The organism is Paenibacillus sinensis, from assembly GCF_019904155.1.
Classification (GTDB): domain Bacteria; phylum Bacillota; class Bacilli; order Paenibacillales; family Paenibacillaceae; genus Paenibacillus_AQ; species Paenibacillus_AQ sinensis.
The window spans coordinates 230,580-249,154 of the sequence record NZ_JAHCMB010000121.1; the positions used below are offsets into that span (position 1 = coordinate 230,580).

General features: G+C 47.5%; 22 protein-coding genes. 21 read left to right on the plus strand and 1 reads right to left on the minus strand.

Annotated elements, in window-relative coordinates:
- The first annotated feature begins 17 nt into the window (after positions 1-17).
- From KIH86_RS13595 to KIH86_RS13675, 17 genes are all read left to right on the plus strand, one after another.
- On the plus strand, positions 18-992 hold the full coding sequence (locus tag KIH86_RS13595; protein WP_223085517.1) for a hypothetical protein: 975 nt from the start codon (positions 18-20) through the stop codon (positions 990-992).
- A gap of 5 nt (positions 993-997) precedes the next feature.
- Positions 998-2,155, plus strand: coding sequence for a radical SAM protein (locus KIH86_RS13600; protein ID WP_223085516.1), 1,158 nt, complete (start codon positions 998-1,000; stop codon positions 2,153-2,155).
- The gene (locus KIH86_RS13605; RefSeq protein ID WP_223085515.1) at positions 2,143-3,282 is read left to right on the plus strand and encodes an MGDG synthase family glycosyltransferase; all 1,140 of its coding nucleotides are present in this window, start codon (positions 2,143-2,145) and stop codon (positions 3,280-3,282) included. The genes KIH86_RS13600 and KIH86_RS13605 overlap by 13 nt, the downstream gene beginning before the upstream one ends.
- A 24-nt stretch (positions 3,283-3,306) precedes the next feature.
- The gene (locus KIH86_RS13610; protein WP_223085514.1) at positions 3,307-3,912 is read left to right on the plus strand and encodes a dTMP kinase; all 606 of its coding nucleotides are present in this window, start codon (positions 3,307-3,309) and stop codon (positions 3,910-3,912) included.
- A 19-nt stretch (positions 3,913-3,931) separates the two neighbouring features.
- The gene (locus KIH86_RS13615) at positions 3,932-4,156 is read left to right on the plus strand and encodes an acyl carrier protein (protein ID WP_223085513.1); all 225 of its coding nucleotides are present in this window, start codon (positions 3,932-3,934) and stop codon (positions 4,154-4,156) included.
- 24 nt (positions 4,157-4,180) lie between these two features.
- Entirely contained in the window at positions 4,181-6,037 is a 1,857-nt protein-coding gene (locus KIH86_RS13620; RefSeq protein ID WP_223085512.1) for an HAD-IIIC family phosphatase, read from the plus strand.
- A 10-nt stretch (positions 6,038-6,047) separates the two neighbouring features.
- On the plus strand, positions 6,048-7,121 hold the full coding sequence (locus tag KIH86_RS13625; RefSeq protein WP_223085511.1) for a 3-oxoacyl-ACP synthase III family protein: 1,074 nt from the start codon (positions 6,048-6,050) through the stop codon (positions 7,119-7,121).
- 42 nt (positions 7,122-7,163) lie between these two features.
- Positions 7,164-7,400, plus strand: a complete 237-nt coding sequence (locus KIH86_RS13630; RefSeq protein WP_223085510.1) for an acyl carrier protein — start codon at positions 7,164-7,166, stop codon at positions 7,398-7,400.
- Complete coding sequence (locus KIH86_RS13635) at positions 7,387-8,142, plus strand: SDR family NAD(P)-dependent oxidoreductase (protein WP_223085509.1); 756 nt, start codon at positions 7,387-7,389, stop codon at positions 8,140-8,142. The genes KIH86_RS13630 and KIH86_RS13635 overlap by 14 nt, the downstream gene beginning before the upstream one ends.
- 76 nt (positions 8,143-8,218) lie before the next feature.
- Positions 8,219-9,238, plus strand: coding sequence for a nucleotidyltransferase family protein (locus tag KIH86_RS13640; RefSeq protein WP_223110499.1), 1,020 nt, complete (start codon positions 8,219-8,221; stop codon positions 9,236-9,238).
- Positions 9,239-9,309: 71 nt separating this feature from the next.
- Complete coding sequence (locus tag KIH86_RS13645; RefSeq protein WP_407672276.1) at positions 9,310-9,969, plus strand: 4'-phosphopantetheinyl transferase family protein; 660 nt, start codon at positions 9,310-9,312, stop codon at positions 9,967-9,969.
- Positions 9,966-10,655 (plus strand): thioesterase II family protein, encoded by a 690-nt coding sequence (locus KIH86_RS13650; RefSeq protein WP_223085506.1) that lies wholly within the window; start codon positions 9,966-9,968, stop codon positions 10,653-10,655. The genes KIH86_RS13645 and KIH86_RS13650 overlap by 4 nt, the downstream gene beginning before the upstream one ends.
- A gap of 14 nt (positions 10,656-10,669) precedes the next feature.
- The gene (locus tag KIH86_RS13655) at positions 10,670-10,927 is read left to right on the plus strand and encodes a hypothetical protein (protein WP_223085505.1); all 258 of its coding nucleotides are present in this window, start codon (positions 10,670-10,672) and stop codon (positions 10,925-10,927) included.
- Positions 10,924-11,928 (plus strand): ABC transporter ATP-binding protein, encoded by a 1,005-nt coding sequence (locus KIH86_RS13660; protein WP_223085504.1) that lies wholly within the window; start codon positions 10,924-10,926, stop codon positions 11,926-11,928. Before KIH86_RS13655 ends, KIH86_RS13660 begins: the two co-directional genes overlap by 4 nt.
- Positions 11,925-12,713, plus strand: a complete 789-nt coding sequence (locus tag KIH86_RS13665; protein WP_223110502.1) for an ABC transporter permease — start codon at positions 11,925-11,927, stop codon at positions 12,711-12,713. The genes KIH86_RS13660 and KIH86_RS13665 overlap by 4 nt, the downstream gene beginning before the upstream one ends.
- A 4-nt stretch (positions 12,714-12,717) precedes the next feature.
- A complete protein-coding gene (locus KIH86_RS13670; RefSeq protein ID WP_223085502.1) occupies positions 12,718-13,536 on the plus strand; it encodes an ABC transporter permease in 819 nt (272 codons plus the stop codon).
- A 21-nt stretch (positions 13,537-13,557) separates the two neighbouring features.
- Positions 13,558-15,087: a hypothetical protein gene (locus tag KIH86_RS13675; protein WP_223085501.1), complete on the plus strand. Its 1,530-nt coding sequence runs from the start codon at positions 13,558-13,560 to the stop codon at positions 15,085-15,087.
- A gap of 109 nt (positions 15,088-15,196) precedes the next feature.
- Here the strand turns inward: KIH86_RS13675 and KIH86_RS13680 are convergent, their stop codons facing one another.
- Positions 15,197-16,288: a DNA recombination protein RmuC gene (locus tag KIH86_RS13680; RefSeq protein ID WP_235775405.1), complete on the minus strand. Its 1,092-nt coding sequence runs from the start codon at positions 16,286-16,288 to the stop codon at positions 15,197-15,199.
- A 265-nt stretch (positions 16,289-16,553) separates the two neighbouring features.
- Here KIH86_RS13680 and KIH86_RS30120 point away from each other — a divergent pair, with 265 nt between their 5' ends.
- The 4 genes from KIH86_RS30120 (at position 16,554) to KIH86_RS13695 (ending at position 18,354) form a co-directional block, all read left to right on the plus strand.
- Positions 16,554-16,721 (plus strand): hypothetical protein, encoded by a 168-nt coding sequence (locus KIH86_RS30120; protein ID WP_407672277.1) that lies wholly within the window; start codon positions 16,554-16,556, stop codon positions 16,719-16,721.
- Positions 16,722-16,839: 118 nt separating this feature from the next.
- Positions 16,840-17,490 (plus strand): suppressor of fused domain protein, encoded by a 651-nt coding sequence (locus KIH86_RS13685; RefSeq protein WP_223085499.1) that lies wholly within the window; start codon positions 16,840-16,842, stop codon positions 17,488-17,490.
- A gap of 98 nt (positions 17,491-17,588) precedes the next feature.
- Entirely contained in the window at positions 17,589-17,765 is a 177-nt protein-coding gene (locus tag KIH86_RS13690; protein WP_223085498.1) for a hypothetical protein, read from the plus strand.
- Positions 17,758-18,354 carry a zeta toxin family protein gene (locus tag KIH86_RS13695; protein WP_223085497.1) on the plus strand — a complete coding sequence of 199 codons (597 nt, stop codon included), beginning with the start codon at positions 17,758-17,760 and terminating at the stop codon, positions 18,352-18,354. The genes KIH86_RS13690 and KIH86_RS13695 overlap by 8 nt, the downstream gene beginning before the upstream one ends.
- Positions 18,355-18,575: the final 221 nt, after the last annotated feature.

The window sequence follows — 18,575 nt, forward strand, 5'->3', positions numbered from 1 at the left end:
GACAGGAGGGATGAGAGATGATCGGAATGGAGCTCAATCCCGGCAAATATGTGTGCACCATATCTGCCATTGGCAATGTGCTGCATCATCAAGGGAATATCCTCAAGGAATATGAGGTCTACGTTCTCTCCGATGGATTCCGCACTTCCTATTGCGACGGTTATGTTGCGATTAACAGCCTTCAAGGCATAAGCGAATCCTTGACGAATTGCGGCCTGTTTCGGACCAGGTGGGGAGTCGTCGATTCAGACAGCCTGGATACTATTACTTCATTCGTCAGGAACGGAACTCCCGTTATTGTCCTGATCCATACAGACGGGCTTGATTTCGACCACAGATTGTCGAAGAAATACGGGTTTTACCGTTCTTTTATTATCCGGGATTATGACGAGCAGACGGGCTTGCTTACGCTGAGCGATACCTTTTGCATTAATGATGCGCAAGAGATTCAAGTCATTGATTTTGAAGTTCCGTTGAAGTGGCTGAGAACCATTGCCCGGGAATATCTGGTCATCACTCCGGGAACGGACACTTCGCAGGACCTCGGTATTCAGAGCCTGCTGCTGTCCAATCTGAATCATTACCTGACAAGCACTGCCCCGGATAGCCGGCAAGGCGCGGTAAGGATGCATCTGAACCATCTCAATGAGGTATTCACATCAGGGAGCGACGAGGATCTGTTGAAGGCTTGTTATTATATATCGAATACGATCCGGTTCGGAACTTTCATTCCCATGTTGAGTTATCTGATTGATTATGTTCAGGAGTATGAAGATCGCTTCAATAGCGGACAACTGCTGAACGAACTGAAGTCTCTGAAAATGGAATGGAATATCCTCAGCAATAAAGCGATCAAGCTTACGGTTAGCCAGAGAGAAGGAAGGAAGCAGGAGTTCTTGAACCGGTATGAACAATTATTCGGCACTTCGCTAGAAGCATTACAACGAGTTGTATCCGCGATAGAAGAACATTTTCTAACCCCCAAGGAGTGAAGCCGATGAACGTCTTTGTAGAACGGGTCTTCGAGTCCAATATTTCCAAAATGAAAAAAATGCTGAAATACTACCATAAGAGACACTTGTTTCGTGATGGAACTCCTCTGGTGATGTCCTTCCTGACCACTAACCGCTGTTTTCTGAAATGCAAGCATTGCTTCTACTATGAAACGCTAAGCAGCGAAGGAATGACCCGGGACCCGCGTGAGCTGACACTGGACGATTATGAGAAGATTTCGAAGAGCATGGAATGGTTCTTCATGGGCATCTTCACTGGCGGCGAACCTTTTATCCGCGAGGATTTGCATGAGATTATCCACCTGTTCAGAACGAATAATATGATGTCATGGTGCGATTCGGCTACCAACGGAGTGCTGACCGACGGGATTGTGAAACAGACCGAACTCATATGCAAGCAGGACCCGGAGAAGCATTTCTCGCTCAGTTTCTCCATAGATGGATTTGAGAATGAGAGCGATGAGCTTCGGGGCAAAGGAACCTTCAGACGATCCATAGAAACACTGGAAGCCTGCAAGGCGTTGAGAAAGAAATACAATAATCTGGAACTCAACCTCTGTTCGACCTTTAACACAATTAATCAGGACAGCTATGCCGAATTCATCAACTGGTTCATCAAGACTCATGAGCCCAATAAAGTAACGATACTTAAAGTGCGCCAAACACCGAGAGCTGGACGTTACTTATGCGATGTGGACCTTGATTTATTCGCCAAAGCCGTCGATCAACTGGGGGATCATATCGCTTCCGGCAACCTTGGCGATCTTAACAGCCCTCAGACGCATTTCACGCATCAAATGAGCAGAAATACACTGGAGACCATTAGGACGAGCCAGCGAAACTTTGTCTGTTATGCGGGAAAGCATGGCGGCTGGGTCGATTATAACGGCGATGTCAGTGTCTGCGAGGTGCTGCCGGATGCCAAGACCTCCGGAAATGATTATCTGATCGGCAATCTGTCGGACTATAACATGGATTTCATGGAATTGTGGAACAGCCCTAAAGCTTATGCCATTAAGCAGAATGTCGGCAAGCTGCCAGTCTGCAAGGGCTGCACGCATGAGACGGAAGGGCAGATTCCATCCTTGTATTTTGAACCAAATGAGTTTGCCGTTAACAAGAAGTCGTTATGTCGATCTTAATCTTGTCCGCTGAGACCGGACGCGGCCATGTTTCGGTAATGAGGGCACTTGCGGAACAATTTGAAGAGTCGGGGTATACGGACTGCATCTGCATTCCGGATTTCTACGAGTCCATGCTCCCAAGCAATAAAATCCTGAGCGACTTCTACAATTATCTGCTTGCAAGCTCAACGAGTCTGTGCGAGAAATATGTCCAGTTCACCACCTTAACGCGACCGGATATGAATGAAGTGATTTATCGGCTTACGAGAAAGCATTATGTCGAAATCCTCTCTTCACATCCGATCGAAGCCGTCATATCAACTGCGACAGCGATCAATTACGGTCTGATCCGAACTCTTGCCGAAGAGGGCCTGGCTGACAAAATTCCGTTCTACATAGTGGTTACCGACCCCTATGATCCGATCGCTCCGGGCTTTGATGTACCTGGCGCCACCAAATACTTCTGTGCCAACGATACGGTGCGGAGAGTGCTTGCAGACAGTGGCATTGATGAGCGGAGAGTTGCCGTTTCCGGGTATCCGGTATCCGGACGCTTTTGCCAGGAAGGAGAAGAAGTGAACCGACCCGAGGTCTATGCGAAGCTGGGCCTGAATCCGGATCGGCAAGTCGTTCTCTTGAACAGCGGATCGAAAGGCGACATTTCCACAATAAATCTGTTGAACCAGTTCCTGAGCTCCGATATTGATGCGAATCTGATTATGTTATGCGGCACGAATAAATCGCTATTCCGGCTTGCCCGGCTGCATGCCAAAAGAAGCTCAAGGACCAACCTGCAAATTCTGCCATTCTATGAATCCATGGATGAGCTATTATCCATTTCGGATGTCTATATCACCAAGGCGGGCGCCAATTCCTTCTATGAAGCCTTGTCCTCGGGTGTGCCTCTGCTGATCAACGCAACGGAAGGCTATTTATATCAGGAACGCGGAATCGCTGGGCTGCTCCATGACATCGAAGCAGACCGGTTGCTGGTTGAGCATATCGAAGATTTCACCGGCGCTCTCAAAGAGCTGTTAACCGATGAGGGCCGGCTGTACTTCAAGAAACACTTGCAGAGGCTTGATGTACATAATGGAGCGCCGACAATCGTTAACACGATACTTGCCGATCTCCAAAGCCGCTAATTTCTCTAGTAACAAGGAGGCCCTATGATTATCTGCATCGCCGGTATTGATGGTTCAGGTAAGTCCACGCTTGTATCCAATCTGTACAACAAGCTGGCTGAACAACATACATGCTCTTCTATGCGCATTTACGATACCTTCTATACTCCTAAATTGCAAAAGAAGGCGGCGTCGTTTCTCAGACAGCATCAGATCGGAGTCACGCGCCATAATCTGATGATCGCTTATATGATGCATGAATTAAGTGAAATCTCTTACCCTCGGCTGATGAACGCGCGGCAGGAAGCGGACATTGTCATTATTGACCGGTATCTGGAGACGATCGACTTTATTGTGGACCATTACGGTGTGGACCCAAGGACGCTTCAGCCGGTCATCCATAATATGCCGAAGCCGGATGTCTATATTTATCTCCGGGTCGATCCCGCCGTAGCCTACGAGCGAATCTGCATGACCCGCGAGCCAAGCGAAGGCGAAGAATTGCAGGCGATTATCGCGGCCTCCGGTTATTATGACAATCATGCGCAGCGGCTCGGCTTAACAGTAGTCAATGGCGAAGCAAGCGAGCAGGACGTTCTGGAGACATGCCTGCAAATCATCGAGTCCTTTCACAATGTTCTCCAATCTTAACGCGGAAGGATTGTTAATCATGGACCCTATTGAAGAGAGAGTGATTGAAATCCTGTCCGTCATCTTTGATGAGCACGAAGGGACCATTCACCCCGGTTTGACGAAACAGGACATCGAGCAATGGGACAGCCTTCACAGTGCGCAAATTCTGATGGCGGTCGAGAAAGAATTCGATAAATTTCTGACCTATGAAGAAATATCGTCTATTCATTCCGTAATGGACATCATCCGGTTGGTAGGCTAATGACAGTAAAGAGGGGGCATTTATTTGGAATATTTCGATTATTTGCCTGAGTTAAGCATGGACAGCAAGAAGGAATATTTTCGGGCGGGCGCCGATCCGGATAGCCTAACAGCCCTGTCCAAATGCAGGCTGTCGGTTATCGATAATATGGCGCTGGGCAAGCTGATCGAGAAGGCGGCGGCTTCAGGTCATTTTGCAGCATACAGACGAGTAAGAATGGGGATCATCAGCAACTTCACGCTGGATCATCTGAAATATAGTCTGATAGCCGCAGCCTTCAGAAGGGGGATTTTACTCGAATTGGAATTCTCGCCGTTCGACAGCTTGCACCAGGTCGCGATGGGCCGAATTTCTCCCTTCAGATCGAAGCTTGACTTCATTTTCATCTACCAGCACCCACAGAACTACTATAATGCGGGCATCCCTTTTGAGGAGATTAAGGAAGAGCTTACTCATTTATCGTTAGGAATCAAGGAGCAGTACGATGCCCGGCTGATTCTGTCTACCTCCCATGCGAGACATTATGATCAGACCTCAGCCGTTCGGGCCGGTTCGGCAGGGGGATATGAGGTCTTCAATTCCGGGTACAACCGGATCATAGCGGAGATTGCGGATACCCACGGAATGCTCGTGCTGGATGTGAATAAGCTGGCTTCGATGGTCGGTCTGCTCAATTGGCACAGGCCCATCGATTATTACCGCAGCAAGGTTCCATTCCGGTTTGAATGCTCGGATATATTCTCCGATTATCTGACTCGTCTGCTGGCCGCCTATCTGGGCCTCCGAAAGAAGGTGGTCGTGCTGGATATGGACGGCGTTCTGTGGGGCGGAATACTGGGCGACGACAAACAGGACAACATCCTGATTGGCAGTGGCACACCGGAAGGAGAGGCGTTTCAGGATTTCCAGCGCTATCTGCATGACGAGCTTTTCCGTACGGGGATTGTTCTGGCCGCTTCATCCAAAAATGATATCGGCAACGTGGAGGATTTATTCAACAACTGCTCCGAACTGGTGCTGAAGCGGGAGCATTTCGCGATTCTTCAAGTTAATTGGCAGGATAAGGTATCCAATATTAAGGCGATTGCCGAATCGTTGAATCTGGGACTGGACTCCATTGTATTCATTGATGACAACATGCATGAGAGGGCGCTGGTGCGCGAGAAGCTTCCCGAAGTATGCACAATCGAATTGGGAAAGGACCCTGCGTACTATCCAGCCTTGATCGCTAACAGCGGGTATTTTGACTACTACGAGTTGAGTGATGAAGATCTGAGACGGTCACAGAGCTATCTTAATAATTTGAAAAGAATCGAAATTCAACAAAACTTCTCGGACTACAGCAGTTACCTGAAGTCCCTGGATATGGTGCTGCGCATCGAGCCGTTCGAAAGACAATCCATGACCAGGATTGCGCAGCTCATTAATAAAACCAATCAGTTTAATTTGATGAAAGACCGGTTTACCCCGCAGGAAATCGAACGGATCAGCGAGTCGGGAGATATGCTGTGCTATCAAATCTCGCTGGAGGACAAGCTGGAGAATTTCGGGATCATCAGCGCTTTTATCGCGGCGATCGAAGGTGACAGTCTCTGCATCAAGACCTGGGTGATGTCCTGCCGGGTATTTAACCGGGATATTGAAAATGCCGTTATGAACTTCTTGCATAATCTGGCCAAGCATAGCGGTCTGGCCCGGATAACGGGCTCTTGCAGAGAGGTTAAAGCCAATCAGTATACGGCGGAAATATTTACGCAAAGAGGCTTTGCGCTCGTTGAACAGCAGGGCGACCGGGCAATTTATGAAATTGAAACCGGCCGGTACGAGGAAAGCTGCTGCTCCATATCCCGAATACTGATCGATAAATATACGTTGGTGTAAGGAGGCTCATATGCCAAAGGGGGCTTTTCGCAACGTCGCCATTACGGGTGTATCCACGGCGGTTCCGAGCTATTCGAAGTGTCTGGATGAGGAAGTGGATTTATTCGGAAGTCAGAAAAATATTGATAAGCTCAAACGCATTACGGGTCTGCACAGCAGGAGAATCGCGAATGAACAGACGACGAGCCTGGACCTGTGTGTCTACTCGGCGGAGAGATTGCTTGAAGCGATGAAGCTGGACAGGAGCGGGATTGACGGTGTTGTTTTCGTGACCCAGACGCCTGATCACCGAATACCGAATAATGCCTCACTGGTCCACGGGATGCTTGGTCTTGAACGCGACTGCTTATGCTTCGATATCAATCATGGCTGCTCCGGCTATATTTATGGTCTCATCAATTCATTTTCGCTGATCGAATCGGGGATGTGCAGGCGGATTCTGCTGCTCGTCGGGGACACTCTGTCCAAGGTTATTAACCCCAGAGATAAGTCCCTGTCCATTATTCATGGAGATGCCGGTACCGCCACAATTGTTGAATATACGGAGCAGGAGAATGAGTCGAGCTTCATCTTGTACAGCGACGGCAGCAAGGCGAAGGCGATATGCGTTGAAGCGGGTGCATATCGCAAGATGTCCTGCCCGGAGACGGCAATTGAACAAGAGGATTCCGAAGGCAACCATCGCTCACCTGAGCAGTTATATATGAATGGTCTAGAGGTATTCAATTTTGCGCTGCAGCATGTTCCGCCGCTGGTGAACGAGGCGATGACCTTAAGCCGCAAGACGATGGACGACATTGATCTGTTTGTATTTCATCAAGCGAACGGCATTATTAATCGGGGCATCATTGACAAGCTGTCTATTCCCTTGGAGAAGGCGCCGACGGATGTGATCCGGGACTACGGGAATTCAAGCTGTGCGACGATTCCGCATGTACTGTCCAGCGCCTTGGGGAATTCCCCCGGCCCGCATGAGCTCTCGCTGATGCTGACGGGATTCGGTGTCGGCTTAAGCCTGGCGGCCTGTGTGACGAAGTTGAACGATGCGGTCATTCTGCCTGTTCTTGAATATGACCGAATCTAGCCCCTATGGACGTTTATTAAATGGAAGAAAGGATGTTAACAGATGCCGGATATCAAGATTCTGGAGAACCTTCTTAACGAATGCAATATTGCTTATTCTGGGGACAAGGAGCAGGAATTGATCATCAAATCCGTTCAACTGGTTGCGTTGGTTGTGGCGCTGGAAGAGGAGTTTGATATCGAAATCCCCGACCAGTACCTGGTGTTCGAGAACATGAATACGTATCAGAAGATGGAGAATATGCTGTTGGAAGTCGGAGCAAGCCATGTCAATCCATGAGACTCTGTTTGCAGGGAAGAGAATCCTTGTTACCGGCGCAAGCTCCGGCATCGGGTGCGCCATAACCCGCAGACTGCTGGAAAGCGGCGCCCATGTTACCGGCACGGCTCGCAGCATCGGGAAGCTGGCCTTGCTGCAGGAGTCTTTCGGGGAAGCATTCACTCCGCTTCCCCTTGATTTTGCCGATCCGGAAGGTTTGCAGGACTTCTGCAAGGAAATGGCCCCGGTCGATGGCGTTGTTCACTGTGCGGGAGTCTCCGAGATGGTCCCGGCCAAGCTCACGGAGTACGATAAGCTTCAGAGTATCATGCAGGTAAACTTTCTATTCCCGGCTTCCCTGAATAACATGCTGCTGCGGAAGAAGAAAATCAACAACGGAGGCAGCAGCATCTTCATGTCCTCCATTTCCGGGACCACGATCAGTAATATCGGCATGAGCGCATATGCGGCCTCCAAATCGGCCATAAGCGGGTACATAAGATCGGTTGCTCTCGAGACGGCTCCGAAAATCCGCATCAATTCCATTGCACCGGGGATGATTGACACGAATGGCGGAATGTATATGGACACCGTGAACAGAATGTCCCAAGAGGAAGTTCAGAAGGACATCGAGCAATACCCTATGAAACGTTACGGCACTCCGGATGATCTGACGGGGATGGTTGCCTTTCTCCTATCCTCCGAATCATCCTGGATTACCGGACAGACCTTTGTTGTCGATGGCGGCCGAACGCTGAAGTAATCAGAAGAAACGGGAGGAATAGATGGTGAAGAAGGAAAACCGGTTACTCTTATTGGCCTCACTATTGAAACGGACCATGAAGGAAGAACAGGAAATTCAGGATTTGATAGTACAGCCTTTGGACTGGGGATATATGGCGGGGCAATTGTATCATCACCGGCTGACAGGCTATTTTCTAAGGGGAACGACGCCGGAGCAGCAGAAAGGCATGCATTCCGAGCTGATCCGGAACATGAAGCTGCTGGTCCGGGCGCAGCGGCAGGCGACGATTTATTTGTTCGGCGTCATCAAGTCCATCACCGAGGCTTTTGATAAGGCGAACATCAGATACGCAGGACTTAAGGGATTGGTGTTCAATTACAGCATCTATAATCCGGGCGACCGAAGATCGAATGACGGTGACTTTTTGGTAGTGGAAGAGGATTTGAGCAAGGTGGATAAGGCCCTCAGGGAGCTTGGTTTTATTCAATCTTTGTATCGGAATGAAGAGTTCACGGAAGCAACCCGAATCGAGAAAATGATTCAACGAATGAATTACCATGACCTGGTTCCCTACGTCAAGAAGAGCGATTCGGAGCTGTTTGACAAACTGGAGATTGATATCAACTTCCATTTCGACTCCAAGAACAATGATATTACCAAAAAAGTGCTGGAATATGGAACAGTCACATACGGACAATCTCCGGATACGATTACCGGATTGCCATGGCCGACCCATATGGCTCATTTGTGCAGCCACTTCTTTAGAGAGGCGACCGACACGATCTGGACCGAGACGAAGCGGGATGTTCTCCTGTACAAGGTAGTTGATATTATGAATACCTTCCGGCTGGAGGAAGAGAAGAGCAAGCTGGAGGAGTGGGTTCATCTCATGCAAGAGCTGAATCTCGACAAGGTATGCTACTACACGCTGTACCAGCTGAGACAGTTCTACGATGATGACAATCTTGATTACTTATTGCCACTGCTGGAGCCGGAGGACACATCCTTCCTGGATGTGATTCATGTATCGGGAAAGGATGAAGCGACGATAACACGCCAGGTCTCCTTCTATGATTCCGCATTCGATCTCTCTTATCCATTGGCCATGAAATAGAGTGAGCCATGGCAACCTTATATGCCGTTAGGCTGGTGGATGATTGGGAGCCGTTTGTCTATAGGGAGCTGATGCTTCATATAACAGAAGGGAAAAGGCGAAGAATCGGGGAGAGATGGGATAGTCTTGAAGCCAAGAGGGGGATAATTGCCGACCTTCTCCCCGGATTCGGCTTGCGTAAATCCTTTGCAATGGAGAGAAGCGAGCAACTGCTGTTTGGGACAACCCCCTTCGGAAAGCCAATCCTGTTGAACAAAGAGCATATGCACTTTAATGTGTCGCATTCCGGAGAATGGGTCGTGTGCGCCGTTGATGATCAACCGATCGGTATTGATGTGGAATACATCAACCTGCGGAAGATCGAGGGTCATTATAAAGTAGCCAGGCGTTTTTTCACTTCCCGGGAATATGATGATCTTATGACCAGGCAGGGGTTGGAGAAGGCGCGATACTTTTATGATCTGTGGACGCTGAAAGAAAGCTACATTAAGAAAGACGGAAGAGGCTTGTCGATTCCGCTCAATTCTTTCTGGTTCCGGCTTGAGGACGGCAAGATTCATTTCAGCGGCGGAGAACGATGCGAGCCCAACCATTTCCGGCAGTATCAAATTGGTGAACACTACAAGCTCGCATATTGCTCTGCCAAGGATCAGCATCCCGAATGTCCCACCATCATAACATTGAATGAGCTGGTTGATGAGATTACAGCAAGTAAGGGGGAGCGACGATGATCAGGCTGTTTTGTATTCCCCATGCGGGAGGCTCCGCTGACATTTTTGGCAAATGGAAAAGGCATCTTCGCCCTGGCGTGGAGCTGTTCCCCATCGAGCTGGCCGGTAGAGGCCGACGTGTGGATGAACCGTTGTATAAGTGCTTCTCCGAGGCGGTGGATGATGTCTTCAGGGTTGTTCAAGAAAACGCCGGGCAGCAGCCCTACGCCGTCTTCGGCCATAGCATGGGCTCCTGGATTGCCTATGAACTCTATTACAAAATGATTAGCGCCGGGCTCCACAAGCCGGAGCATATTTTTTTCTCGGGCAGGCATGCTCCGCATATGAAGAAGGACCGAAATCTGCTGCTTCGATTGCAGAATGATGAATTTCTCCAGCAGGTTAACGGAACAACCGGTTCATCCGATTGGGATAATGATAAAATTCCGGCGCTTCGGGCGTTGATCGCGGATTTTAAAATTATTGAAGGCTATGCATTTACGCCTGGTCTGGAGCCTATTGATTGCAGGATTTCCATATTGGGCGGGAAGAAGGACAACATGATTGACTGTGACGAGCTTCGGGAATGGCTGAGCTATTCCAGTCAATCGGCCGAACTGTTCCAATATGAAGGCGGGCATTTTTTCTGCTACTCCGAACTAAGGTCGGTCATGTCCATGATTAACGAGCAGCTCATTACAAATTAGGAGGAATGAATACGATGAAATACGAGGATTTTGTATTGGATTGCTACCGGAAGGTGCTGGAAGAAGTTCCCGGTGAGTTTGAAGCTGCGCTCGACGCCAGAGTAGGAAAAGCCCCCGGTCTGGATTCGCTTGGACTGGTCAATTTGATGATCGAGATTGAGGAAGGTCTTCATATCTCTCTGGAAACGGTGTTAATCGATATAAGAAAGAGCCAGACCCTGGCCGACATTGTGCCGCTGGTGGAGAAGGTCTGCAAGGAAGTTGAAGTATGAGCATCATCCATGTGCAGAATTTGCAAAAGGATTTCAGAATCAGAAAGAAGGAAGCCGGTTCAGGGAGATTCTTATCCCGCTTGATTTCCAAGCAATACGAGACAAAAAGCGCGGTCCAAAATATCTCCTTCTCCATTAATCCCGGGGAAATGGTCGGTTTCATCGGGCCTAACGGTGCAGGCAAATCGACTACGATCAAGATGCTGACAGGCATTCTCGTTCCAACCTCGGGAGAAATTCTGGTGAACGGGAGAATTCCGCATAAGAACCGGATGGAGAACGCGGCGGGTATTGGAGTGGTGTTCGGTCAAAGAACGCAGCTCTGGTGGGATATTCCTCTGCAGGAATCGGTTGAACTCCTCAAGTATGTGTATAAAATACCGGACTCGATTTATAAGGAGAACCTGAGGTTTCTAAGCGATCTTCTGGAAATCGGAACATTTATGCAGACGCCTGTCAGACAGCTGAGTCTTGGACAACGGATGAGAGGCGATCTGTTAGCCGCATTAATTCATAACCCGCAAATTCTGTTTCTCGATGAACCCACGATCGGTCTTGATGTCATAGCCAAGGAGAAGATTCGCGAGCTGCTGGTGAATATCAACAGGGAAAGGAAGGTAAGCATCATGCTGACGACCCATGATATGGTTGACATTGAGAAGACCTGCAACCGGATGATCATTATTGATAAAGGGCAGCTCATGTATGATGGCGGGCTCAAGCAAATCAAAGACCGGTTCGGCAAGCAGCGGAAGCTTATCGTCGATTTCAAATCGATCCGGCTGATTCCTCCAATCAATGGGGTCGTCGTCAACGAGCTGGAAGGAACGAAAGTATTGTTTCAATTCCATAAAGATGAAATATCGGCGTCCAGGCTGATTGCGATGATCTCCGAGCATAACGAAATATCGGATCTGGAAATCGTTGAGCCGGAAATCGACCATATTATCAGAGAGATTTATGAGAATGGAATAGAAGATACAATACCGGTGAATGTATGAGAATGTACGTCGAGTTTATGAAAAAAGCCTATCGGCAGCATGCGGTTTATCGCGTTCAGTATTACATGGGATTGCTGAATGCCATCTTAACCATCTTCATCGGCGCAGCCATCTGGAAAGCCGTGTACGGCGACAATCAAATTTTCAACGGCATTACCCAGAAGGAAATGATTACATACTCTGTCTTCGGCATGATTATGCGATCAATGCTTTCCATGAATGAATTTATATTGGATCATAAAGTTCGCTCGGGGGAAATTGCGGCCGATTTGCTGAAGCCTGTCCGATTTCTGTTCTATTTGTTCTCGATCGTTCTTGGCGAAACCTTGTATAACTTCAAGACACGGGTGCTGCCTGTCGTCATCGTTGCTTTTCTGGCTTTCCGAATGGTTGTGCCACAGGATAAATGGTACATTCCTCTTTTTATACTCAGCCTGGCCTTAAGCTATCTGGTCCTGTATTGCTTCAATTTAATTCTGTGGCTGGCGGTATTCTGGATTCATCAATCCTGGAGTATTGTAACGATCAAGAACTCTATTATCCTGATCTGCTCCGGCGCAATGGTTCCCTTGTGGTTCATGCCGAAGGGGATGTCGGACTTTCTGTCGTGGCTGCCTTTCAAAGATATTTACTATACGCCACTTAAAATCTATTTGGGTAAGGCAACCTTCTCGGAAGTATGGTCGCTGTATGCCAGCCAAGGAGTCTGGATTGTGATTCTTCTTGCGATTGCTCTGTTCGTATGGAAAAAGGCGCAAAACAAACTGGTTATACAAGGTGGATAAGAATATGTACGAATTTCAAAAACACAGCTTCAAGGATTATGTGTCGCTGTACTTCCGGTTTCTGAAGCTGACGGTATCATCCCGGATGCAGTACAAGACAGACACGTATTTGTTAACATTTGCCGTTATCATTCGGGAGTGCACGGCTCTGGTATCCTTATACCTGATCCTGATGAAATTTTCACAAATCCAGAGCTGGAATATCGCTCAGCTTCTATTTCTGTACAGCTTTGTCTTTCTGACGTATAGCCTATGCATTTTACTATTTACAGGTATTCGGGATTTCGAGAGCCTGATTCATCATGGCGAATTTGACGGATACTTGACCAAGCCGATCGCTCCATTTTTTCATGTGATCGCAAGAAAATCTGACATCATGGCGACTTTAGGACATGGAACCCTGGGAGTTCTGCTATTCGTCTATGCCTATCATAAGCTGAATTTACCTCTTTCGGCCGGTAACATTCTTGCCATTGTGCTGGTCATGACAGGCGGAATTCTGATTCAAGGGGCGCTGCTGTTATTCACGGCTGTGCTAACGTTCTGGACCGTCAAATCAAGCGGCATTCAAGACCTGCTGTTCTATCAGATGCGGAGCTTTATTGCATATCCCTTATCCATTTACCCCAAGTACATCCAGGGCATATTAACCTTTATTGTCCCATTAGGCTTTGTGAACTATTATCCTTCCCGATTCTTTATGGGAGACCATTCGAATTGGGGCTGGGTGTATCTCACGTTAGGAGTAGGCGTCATCCTGTTCGCCGCAGCTTTGTTATTCTGGCGTACAGGGCTGCAGCGCTATGAGAGCTCCGGGAATTAAGGTCATAAGGAGGAATTGGCTGTGAATGGAAAAATCCTTGAGATCACGGACCCGCCGATCAAGGCGTATCCGGATTATGCATACCCGCTGTCGATCACACTGAATTCTCCGCACGCCTGGGATCATTTTTACTGCAATTATATCCAGCTGTATTTCGACGAGACCGACCTGCGCAATCCGGTGAGGTACTACTATGTGGATGTGAACCGGAATATATGGAACACCAGGCACCCTCTGATTCATTATCAGACCATTCACAGAGACACGCTCGCCCGGCTGAATAAGGATATCATTGAGTGCGCATGCGCCGCTCTGGACCTGGACAGGTATGTGATGGCATTTGTCAATGAGTACTATATAAAGGATCGTTGGGCTTATCAGCAGATGGAGTATCCCCATGCCATCTTCATATACGGGTATGACCGGGACAAATCATTGTTCTATACGGCGGCATATGATAAAAATCTGCATTACACCTACGGCGAGTGCAGCTTTGATGAACTGAGAGAGGCCTATAATCATAATCCTCTCCACCTCTATGATGACAACAATTACATATATTTAATGAAATACAACTCCACCAGCAAGCGGTATGAATTGGACCTAAATGCGATGATCCAGCAGCTCAAGGAATTTCTAAATTCATCTCCCACAACCGAAAGGTACAATGAATTCTTCAATTCGCAGGAGAAGCTTTATTTCGGGATGGACATCTATGAACCGCTTATTATGCACTTGTATGCGATTCACCAGAATAACTGGGACTGGAATATCGTGAAGCCTGTATACCTCCTGTGGGAACATAAGAAGCTGATGGTCGACCGGATTCAATATTTGATTCAAAAGAATATTCTCCCTGACCATGTGGCTTATCTGGAGTTATTCCGGAAGCTCGTGGATGAATATTCCGTCCTGCAGATTCTGTTCCTGAAATACAAGAAGACCCGGGATAAGGGACAACTGGAGAAAATAATCGGTAAGATCAAAGATGCGGTTTCAATCGAACATGCAGCGATCTCCTGGCTGATTGACGATCTTGAAGATGTGCAAAGGCGGGAGGCCCAAGAACTGGAGCAGTATCCTGTCAGCTCGGCTTCCCACTGCCTGAAAGCGGCGCATCATCTGGACCGGGATTATGAGGGGCGCTTACGAATCAGCCTGAACATTATTCCATTCGGGGAGAATATGGAGGGAATTATCGGGTTCTCCGACCGGGAAGAGTTGATTACCATTACCGATTTAATTCCCATACAAATTCGCCTTAATAATGAAGGCTGTATAGATGCTCTGAATGGGGAAGGATTTATGGCAGACAACAGAGTTGCTTATCGAAAAAAAGAGCTCTTAACACTTCAGATCGACATAGATTTGTCCCACTCTGTATTCGATGTTGCATCTATAGACCCGGGAGGCCGTTCTGTCACCATCGCGAAAAATTACGAGTTCAACCGGAACGGCAGCCGATTAACGAAAGTGGGGAATATGCTCCTGATTTCGAACAGCGTGTATTCATTCACTGTAAGCAGCTATGAGATCGAAGAGGTATTTTGAGAGAGGGAATGATCTTGCGTTTAACGAGGCAAAAAGAAGAAGAGAGCGGATAAGCACGCTTTCTTCTTCTTTGAATGCTGTTCGGTTCAAGGGCCGATATGCAGGCAAGCTACGCAAGCTCTTCATCCGGTTCCATATGTCCGATTAACTGGGCGGAATCACTGGAGGGAAGCTCTTGAACGGACCGGAGCTTCCGCTCGATCGTGCGTGTCTTGCGTGAAGCGGTTTCGATGGTATTGCTCGCTTCCTGCAGCTTCTTATAGGTTTTATCAAGAATGCCGCCGAATGTGCCAAACTCCGTTTTGACCGCACCGAGCAGCTGCCACACATCGCTGGACCGCTTCTCGATCGCAAGTGTGCGGAAGCCCATTTGCAGGCTGTTAAGCAGGGCAGCGAGTGTAGTCGGGCCCGCCAGTGTGACGCGATATTCACGTTGAAGTGTATCCGCAAGGCCAGGCCGCCGCAGAACCTCCGCGTATAAGCCCTCTGTCGGCAAGAACATAACGGCAAAATCCGTCGTATGCGGGGGATCGATATACTTGGCTTTAATCGTCTTCGCCTCAAGCTTGATGCGTTGTTCAAGCTTGCTTACCGACTCGCCTGCAGCTGCAACATCTCCCGCTTCCTGCGCCTCGATCAGCCGCTGATAATCCTCCAGCGGAAACTTCGAATCAATGGGCATCCAGATAAACTGCTCATCGCTTGTCTTGGACGGCAGCTTGATCGCAAACTCCACGCGCTCCGCCGATCCTTTCCGTGTAGCAACGTTCGCTTCATATTGCTCGGCTGTCAGGGTCTGCTCAAGCAGGTTCCCCAGCTGAATTTCTCCCCAATTGCCGCGCGTCTTCACATTGGACAGCACCTTCTTCAGATCGCCGACACCCGTGGCTAATGACTGCATTTCTCCCAGACCCTTATGTACTTGCTCCAACCGTTCACTTACAAGTTTGAATGATTCACCAAGGCGTGTCTCAAGTGTATTCTGAAGCTTCTCATCTACCGTAGCGCGCATCTGTTCCAGCTGACCCCGGTTATCTTCCCGGAGCAGTCTCAGCTGATCCTCTACACGCTCCCGCAGCTTGTCTATGCGTTCTTCATTATGCTTCATGTCGCTTTTTAACAGTGCTGAAAGATCCGCCACTTTGCTGCTGAGCGTTTCGTTGAACGTCTTCAGTGTAGTCACGAGTTCCTGTTTCTGCATTCCCGACAATTTCGTCAGCAAATTAAGCTGTGAGTTGCTGAACGCTTCCAAGCGTGAACTCAGTTCATCTCTTGTGAGCTTGGATTGCTGCTGAATTTCCGGGCGCAGTAATGTAGCTCCACTATCAGTACGTTTAAACATCAGTAAGAGAATAACAATCAGATTCAAAATAAGGCTAGCCACAAGCAATATATTTTCCATATGAATGCCTCCTCGACTCCATTTTACACCCAAAGCTTGTCTATCTGTATCCTAAAACTAGGTTATACGGGCTGTTTGTTGGGGGCGTCCGTCTCCTAATCCGTTATTCTATGATTTCGCCCAGAATGCAGCTGCTTGGGAGATCAAAGATCAGTATATGTTTGGTCCCGATCTTATGCCATGCCAGAAGTTGAAAGACAAGCTGTTTGGATCGATAAGCCGCTCTCAATAAGCAGACTTATCTTCTGAACGTGAAGTGATAGAAGTGATATATGTTATATTATTGATAATTTGGATTTTTTTCTGTATGGTAGTGAAAATGCTTATGATATTGTCGAGGAGGATAATTGATGTATACGCAAGAGAACATTGAATTCTTACATAACCATATTGAGAGATACATAGGCCCAGTCTCAAATATTTTCAAAGAAATTGTTTCCGATCATGTGTTAATAGATGTTCTGGTTGTTGCGCCGACGCCTCAACGGAACTATTACACATTAATTACTTGCGGGATGAGCGAATTTCCCATGACAGTTCCAGCTGGAGCGGAAGAATATCGATATGCTGAACTTATGATATCCCTGCCTCCTACGTGGAAGCTGTCAGATGAGGATTTTAAGGATGAACGAAATTATTGGCCCATTCGAGCATTGAAGAAGGCAGCGAGATTTCCGCATGACTACAACACTTGGCTTTATTTAGGTCACACTGTCACGAATGGGAATCCGGCACAGCCATATTGTGATACTGCAAATTTTCAGAGCATGTTAATTTGGGTTCCGGAAGTAGAGAATGTATCTGATTTCTTTTATTTTAATATCTCCGACGACAAAGTTCTACGTTTCTATAACTTGGTTCCTTTATATAAGGAAGAACTTGATTTCACTATGAAGAATGGCGGAGAGGCTCTGGTCAACAAACTAAATAAAACAGGAGCAACTGAGGTAGTTAATATCTCGCGTAAAAACTCATGTAAAAAAGTGTTTGGTTTCTTATAGTGTCTTCGACCTTATGTATTGCAACTGTAAGCGATCTTTAATGATAGTGTGTTATACTTTTAGCAAGTGTTCAATCGGATTGGAAGGTGAAAAATACCATGGACCGTGTTCAAGATTTGTCAAAATTCATCAAACTAACAGGGGAACGGGCTAAGCTGGATGCGAAAGCTAATGGGACATATATTGTGTACAAAACCGATAAGGGACAAATCGTGAAGGAATATACCAACGGTGAAATCGAGGTTGTTAACGACCCAGGTGTATCACATGAATGAAGCTTCCCCGATCATGTATGTATTTGCCGGGAATAACGGAAGCGGCAAAAGTACGATACGTAATTTGATTGTGGACAGACTGGGAATCAGTGTAAATATCGATCCGGATGCTTTAGCACGTAGTCTTGATTCAGAGCATCCTGATCGTCGTAAGGTATCTGCCGGTAAAGAGGCAATTAAACTGGCTCGTGAATGTATACAGCATAGACGCGATTTTTCAGTTGAAACAACTTTGGCCGGTGGAAATGTGCTAAGGCTAATACAAGATGCAAGAGCTGATGGATTCGAGGTTACGATGTTCTACGTGGGTCTTGGCGATTATCGGCTTAATATCGAGCGGGTTGCCGCGAGGGTTCGAAATGGCGGTCACGATATTCCGACCGAAGATATAATTAGAAGACACACGACCTCATTTCAAAACCTGCTTACCCATTTAGAAATGATCGATCATTTGGTCGTTATTGATAATAGCGAAGCATCAGGGGAAATAGTTATGCAAGCTGATTATGGTATATCAGCATATTTACTTGATCCTGCTCCTAGCTGGGTTCATGAGATTAATGATGCTTTGAGTAAGCATATTCAATAAGTCAGAATGAAACACCTCATAAGTCTTAATCTTCTGTGAAGAGTTGTGTACAACCAACGTTTGGATGTCAGCATGAAAGAAGGCCGCGGATATTTGATCCGTGGCTTTTTGGATCTCACTCGTCCTTGAACTTAACCGCCGTCACCTTGAACTTCGCGCTGCCCCCCTACAGTACCGCAATTGCCACATCACCCGAGTGAATGAGCCGATCACAGTAAATA

Coding starts and splice junctions, on each gene's coding strand:
- KIH86_RS13605 (WP_223085515.1), top strand. CDS start 2,143: ATGTCGATCTTAATCTTGTCCGCTGAGACCGGACGCGGCCATGTTTCG.
- KIH86_RS13610 (WP_223085514.1), top strand. CDS start 3,307: ATGATTATCTGCATCGCCGGTATTGATGGTTCAGGTAAGTCCACGCTT.
- KIH86_RS13625 (WP_223085511.1), top strand. CDS start 6,048: ATGCCAAAGGGGGCTTTTCGCAACGTCGCCATTACGGGTGTATCCACG.
- KIH86_RS13655 (WP_223085505.1), top strand. CDS start 10,670: ATGAAATACGAGGATTTTGTATTGGATTGCTACCGGAAGGTGCTGGAA.
- KIH86_RS13690 (WP_223085498.1), top strand. CDS start 17,589: ATGGACCGTGTTCAAGATTTGTCAAAATTCATCAAACTAACAGGGGAA.
- KIH86_RS13635 (WP_223085509.1), top strand. CDS start 7,387: ATGTCAATCCATGAGACTCTGTTTGCAGGGAAGAGAATCCTTGTTACC.
- KIH86_RS13640 (WP_223110499.1), top strand. CDS start 8,219: ATGAAGGAAGAACAGGAAATTCAGGATTTGATAGTACAGCCTTTGGAC.
- KIH86_RS13665 (WP_223110502.1), top strand. CDS start 11,925: ATGAGAATGTACGTCGAGTTTATGAAAAAAGCCTATCGGCAGCATGCG.
- KIH86_RS13660 (WP_223085504.1), top strand. CDS start 10,924: ATGAGCATCATCCATGTGCAGAATTTGCAAAAGGATTTCAGAATCAGA.
- KIH86_RS13645 (WP_407672276.1), top strand. CDS start 9,310: ATGCTTCATATAACAGAAGGGAAAAGGCGAAGAATCGGGGAGAGATGG.
- KIH86_RS13615 (WP_223085513.1), top strand. CDS start 3,932: ATGGACCCTATTGAAGAGAGAGTGATTGAAATCCTGTCCGTCATCTTT.
- KIH86_RS13630 (WP_223085510.1), top strand. CDS start 7,164: ATGCCGGATATCAAGATTCTGGAGAACCTTCTTAACGAATGCAATATT.
- KIH86_RS13595 (WP_223085517.1), top strand. CDS start 18: ATGATCGGAATGGAGCTCAATCCCGGCAAATATGTGTGCACCATATCT.
- KIH86_RS13670 (WP_223085502.1), top strand. CDS start 12,718: ATGTACGAATTTCAAAAACACAGCTTCAAGGATTATGTGTCGCTGTAC.
- KIH86_RS13695 (WP_223085497.1), top strand. CDS start 17,758: ATGAATGAAGCTTCCCCGATCATGTATGTATTTGCCGGGAATAACGGA.
- KIH86_RS13650 (WP_223085506.1), top strand. CDS start 9,966: ATGATCAGGCTGTTTTGTATTCCCCATGCGGGAGGCTCCGCTGACATT.
- KIH86_RS13685 (WP_223085499.1), top strand. CDS start 16,840: ATGTATACGCAAGAGAACATTGAATTCTTACATAACCATATTGAGAGA.
- KIH86_RS13600 (WP_223085516.1), top strand. CDS start 998: ATGAACGTCTTTGTAGAACGGGTCTTCGAGTCCAATATTTCCAAAATG.
- KIH86_RS13680 (WP_235775405.1), bottom strand. CDS start 16,288: ATGCAGAAACAGGAACTCGTGACTACACTGAAGACGTTCAACGAAACG.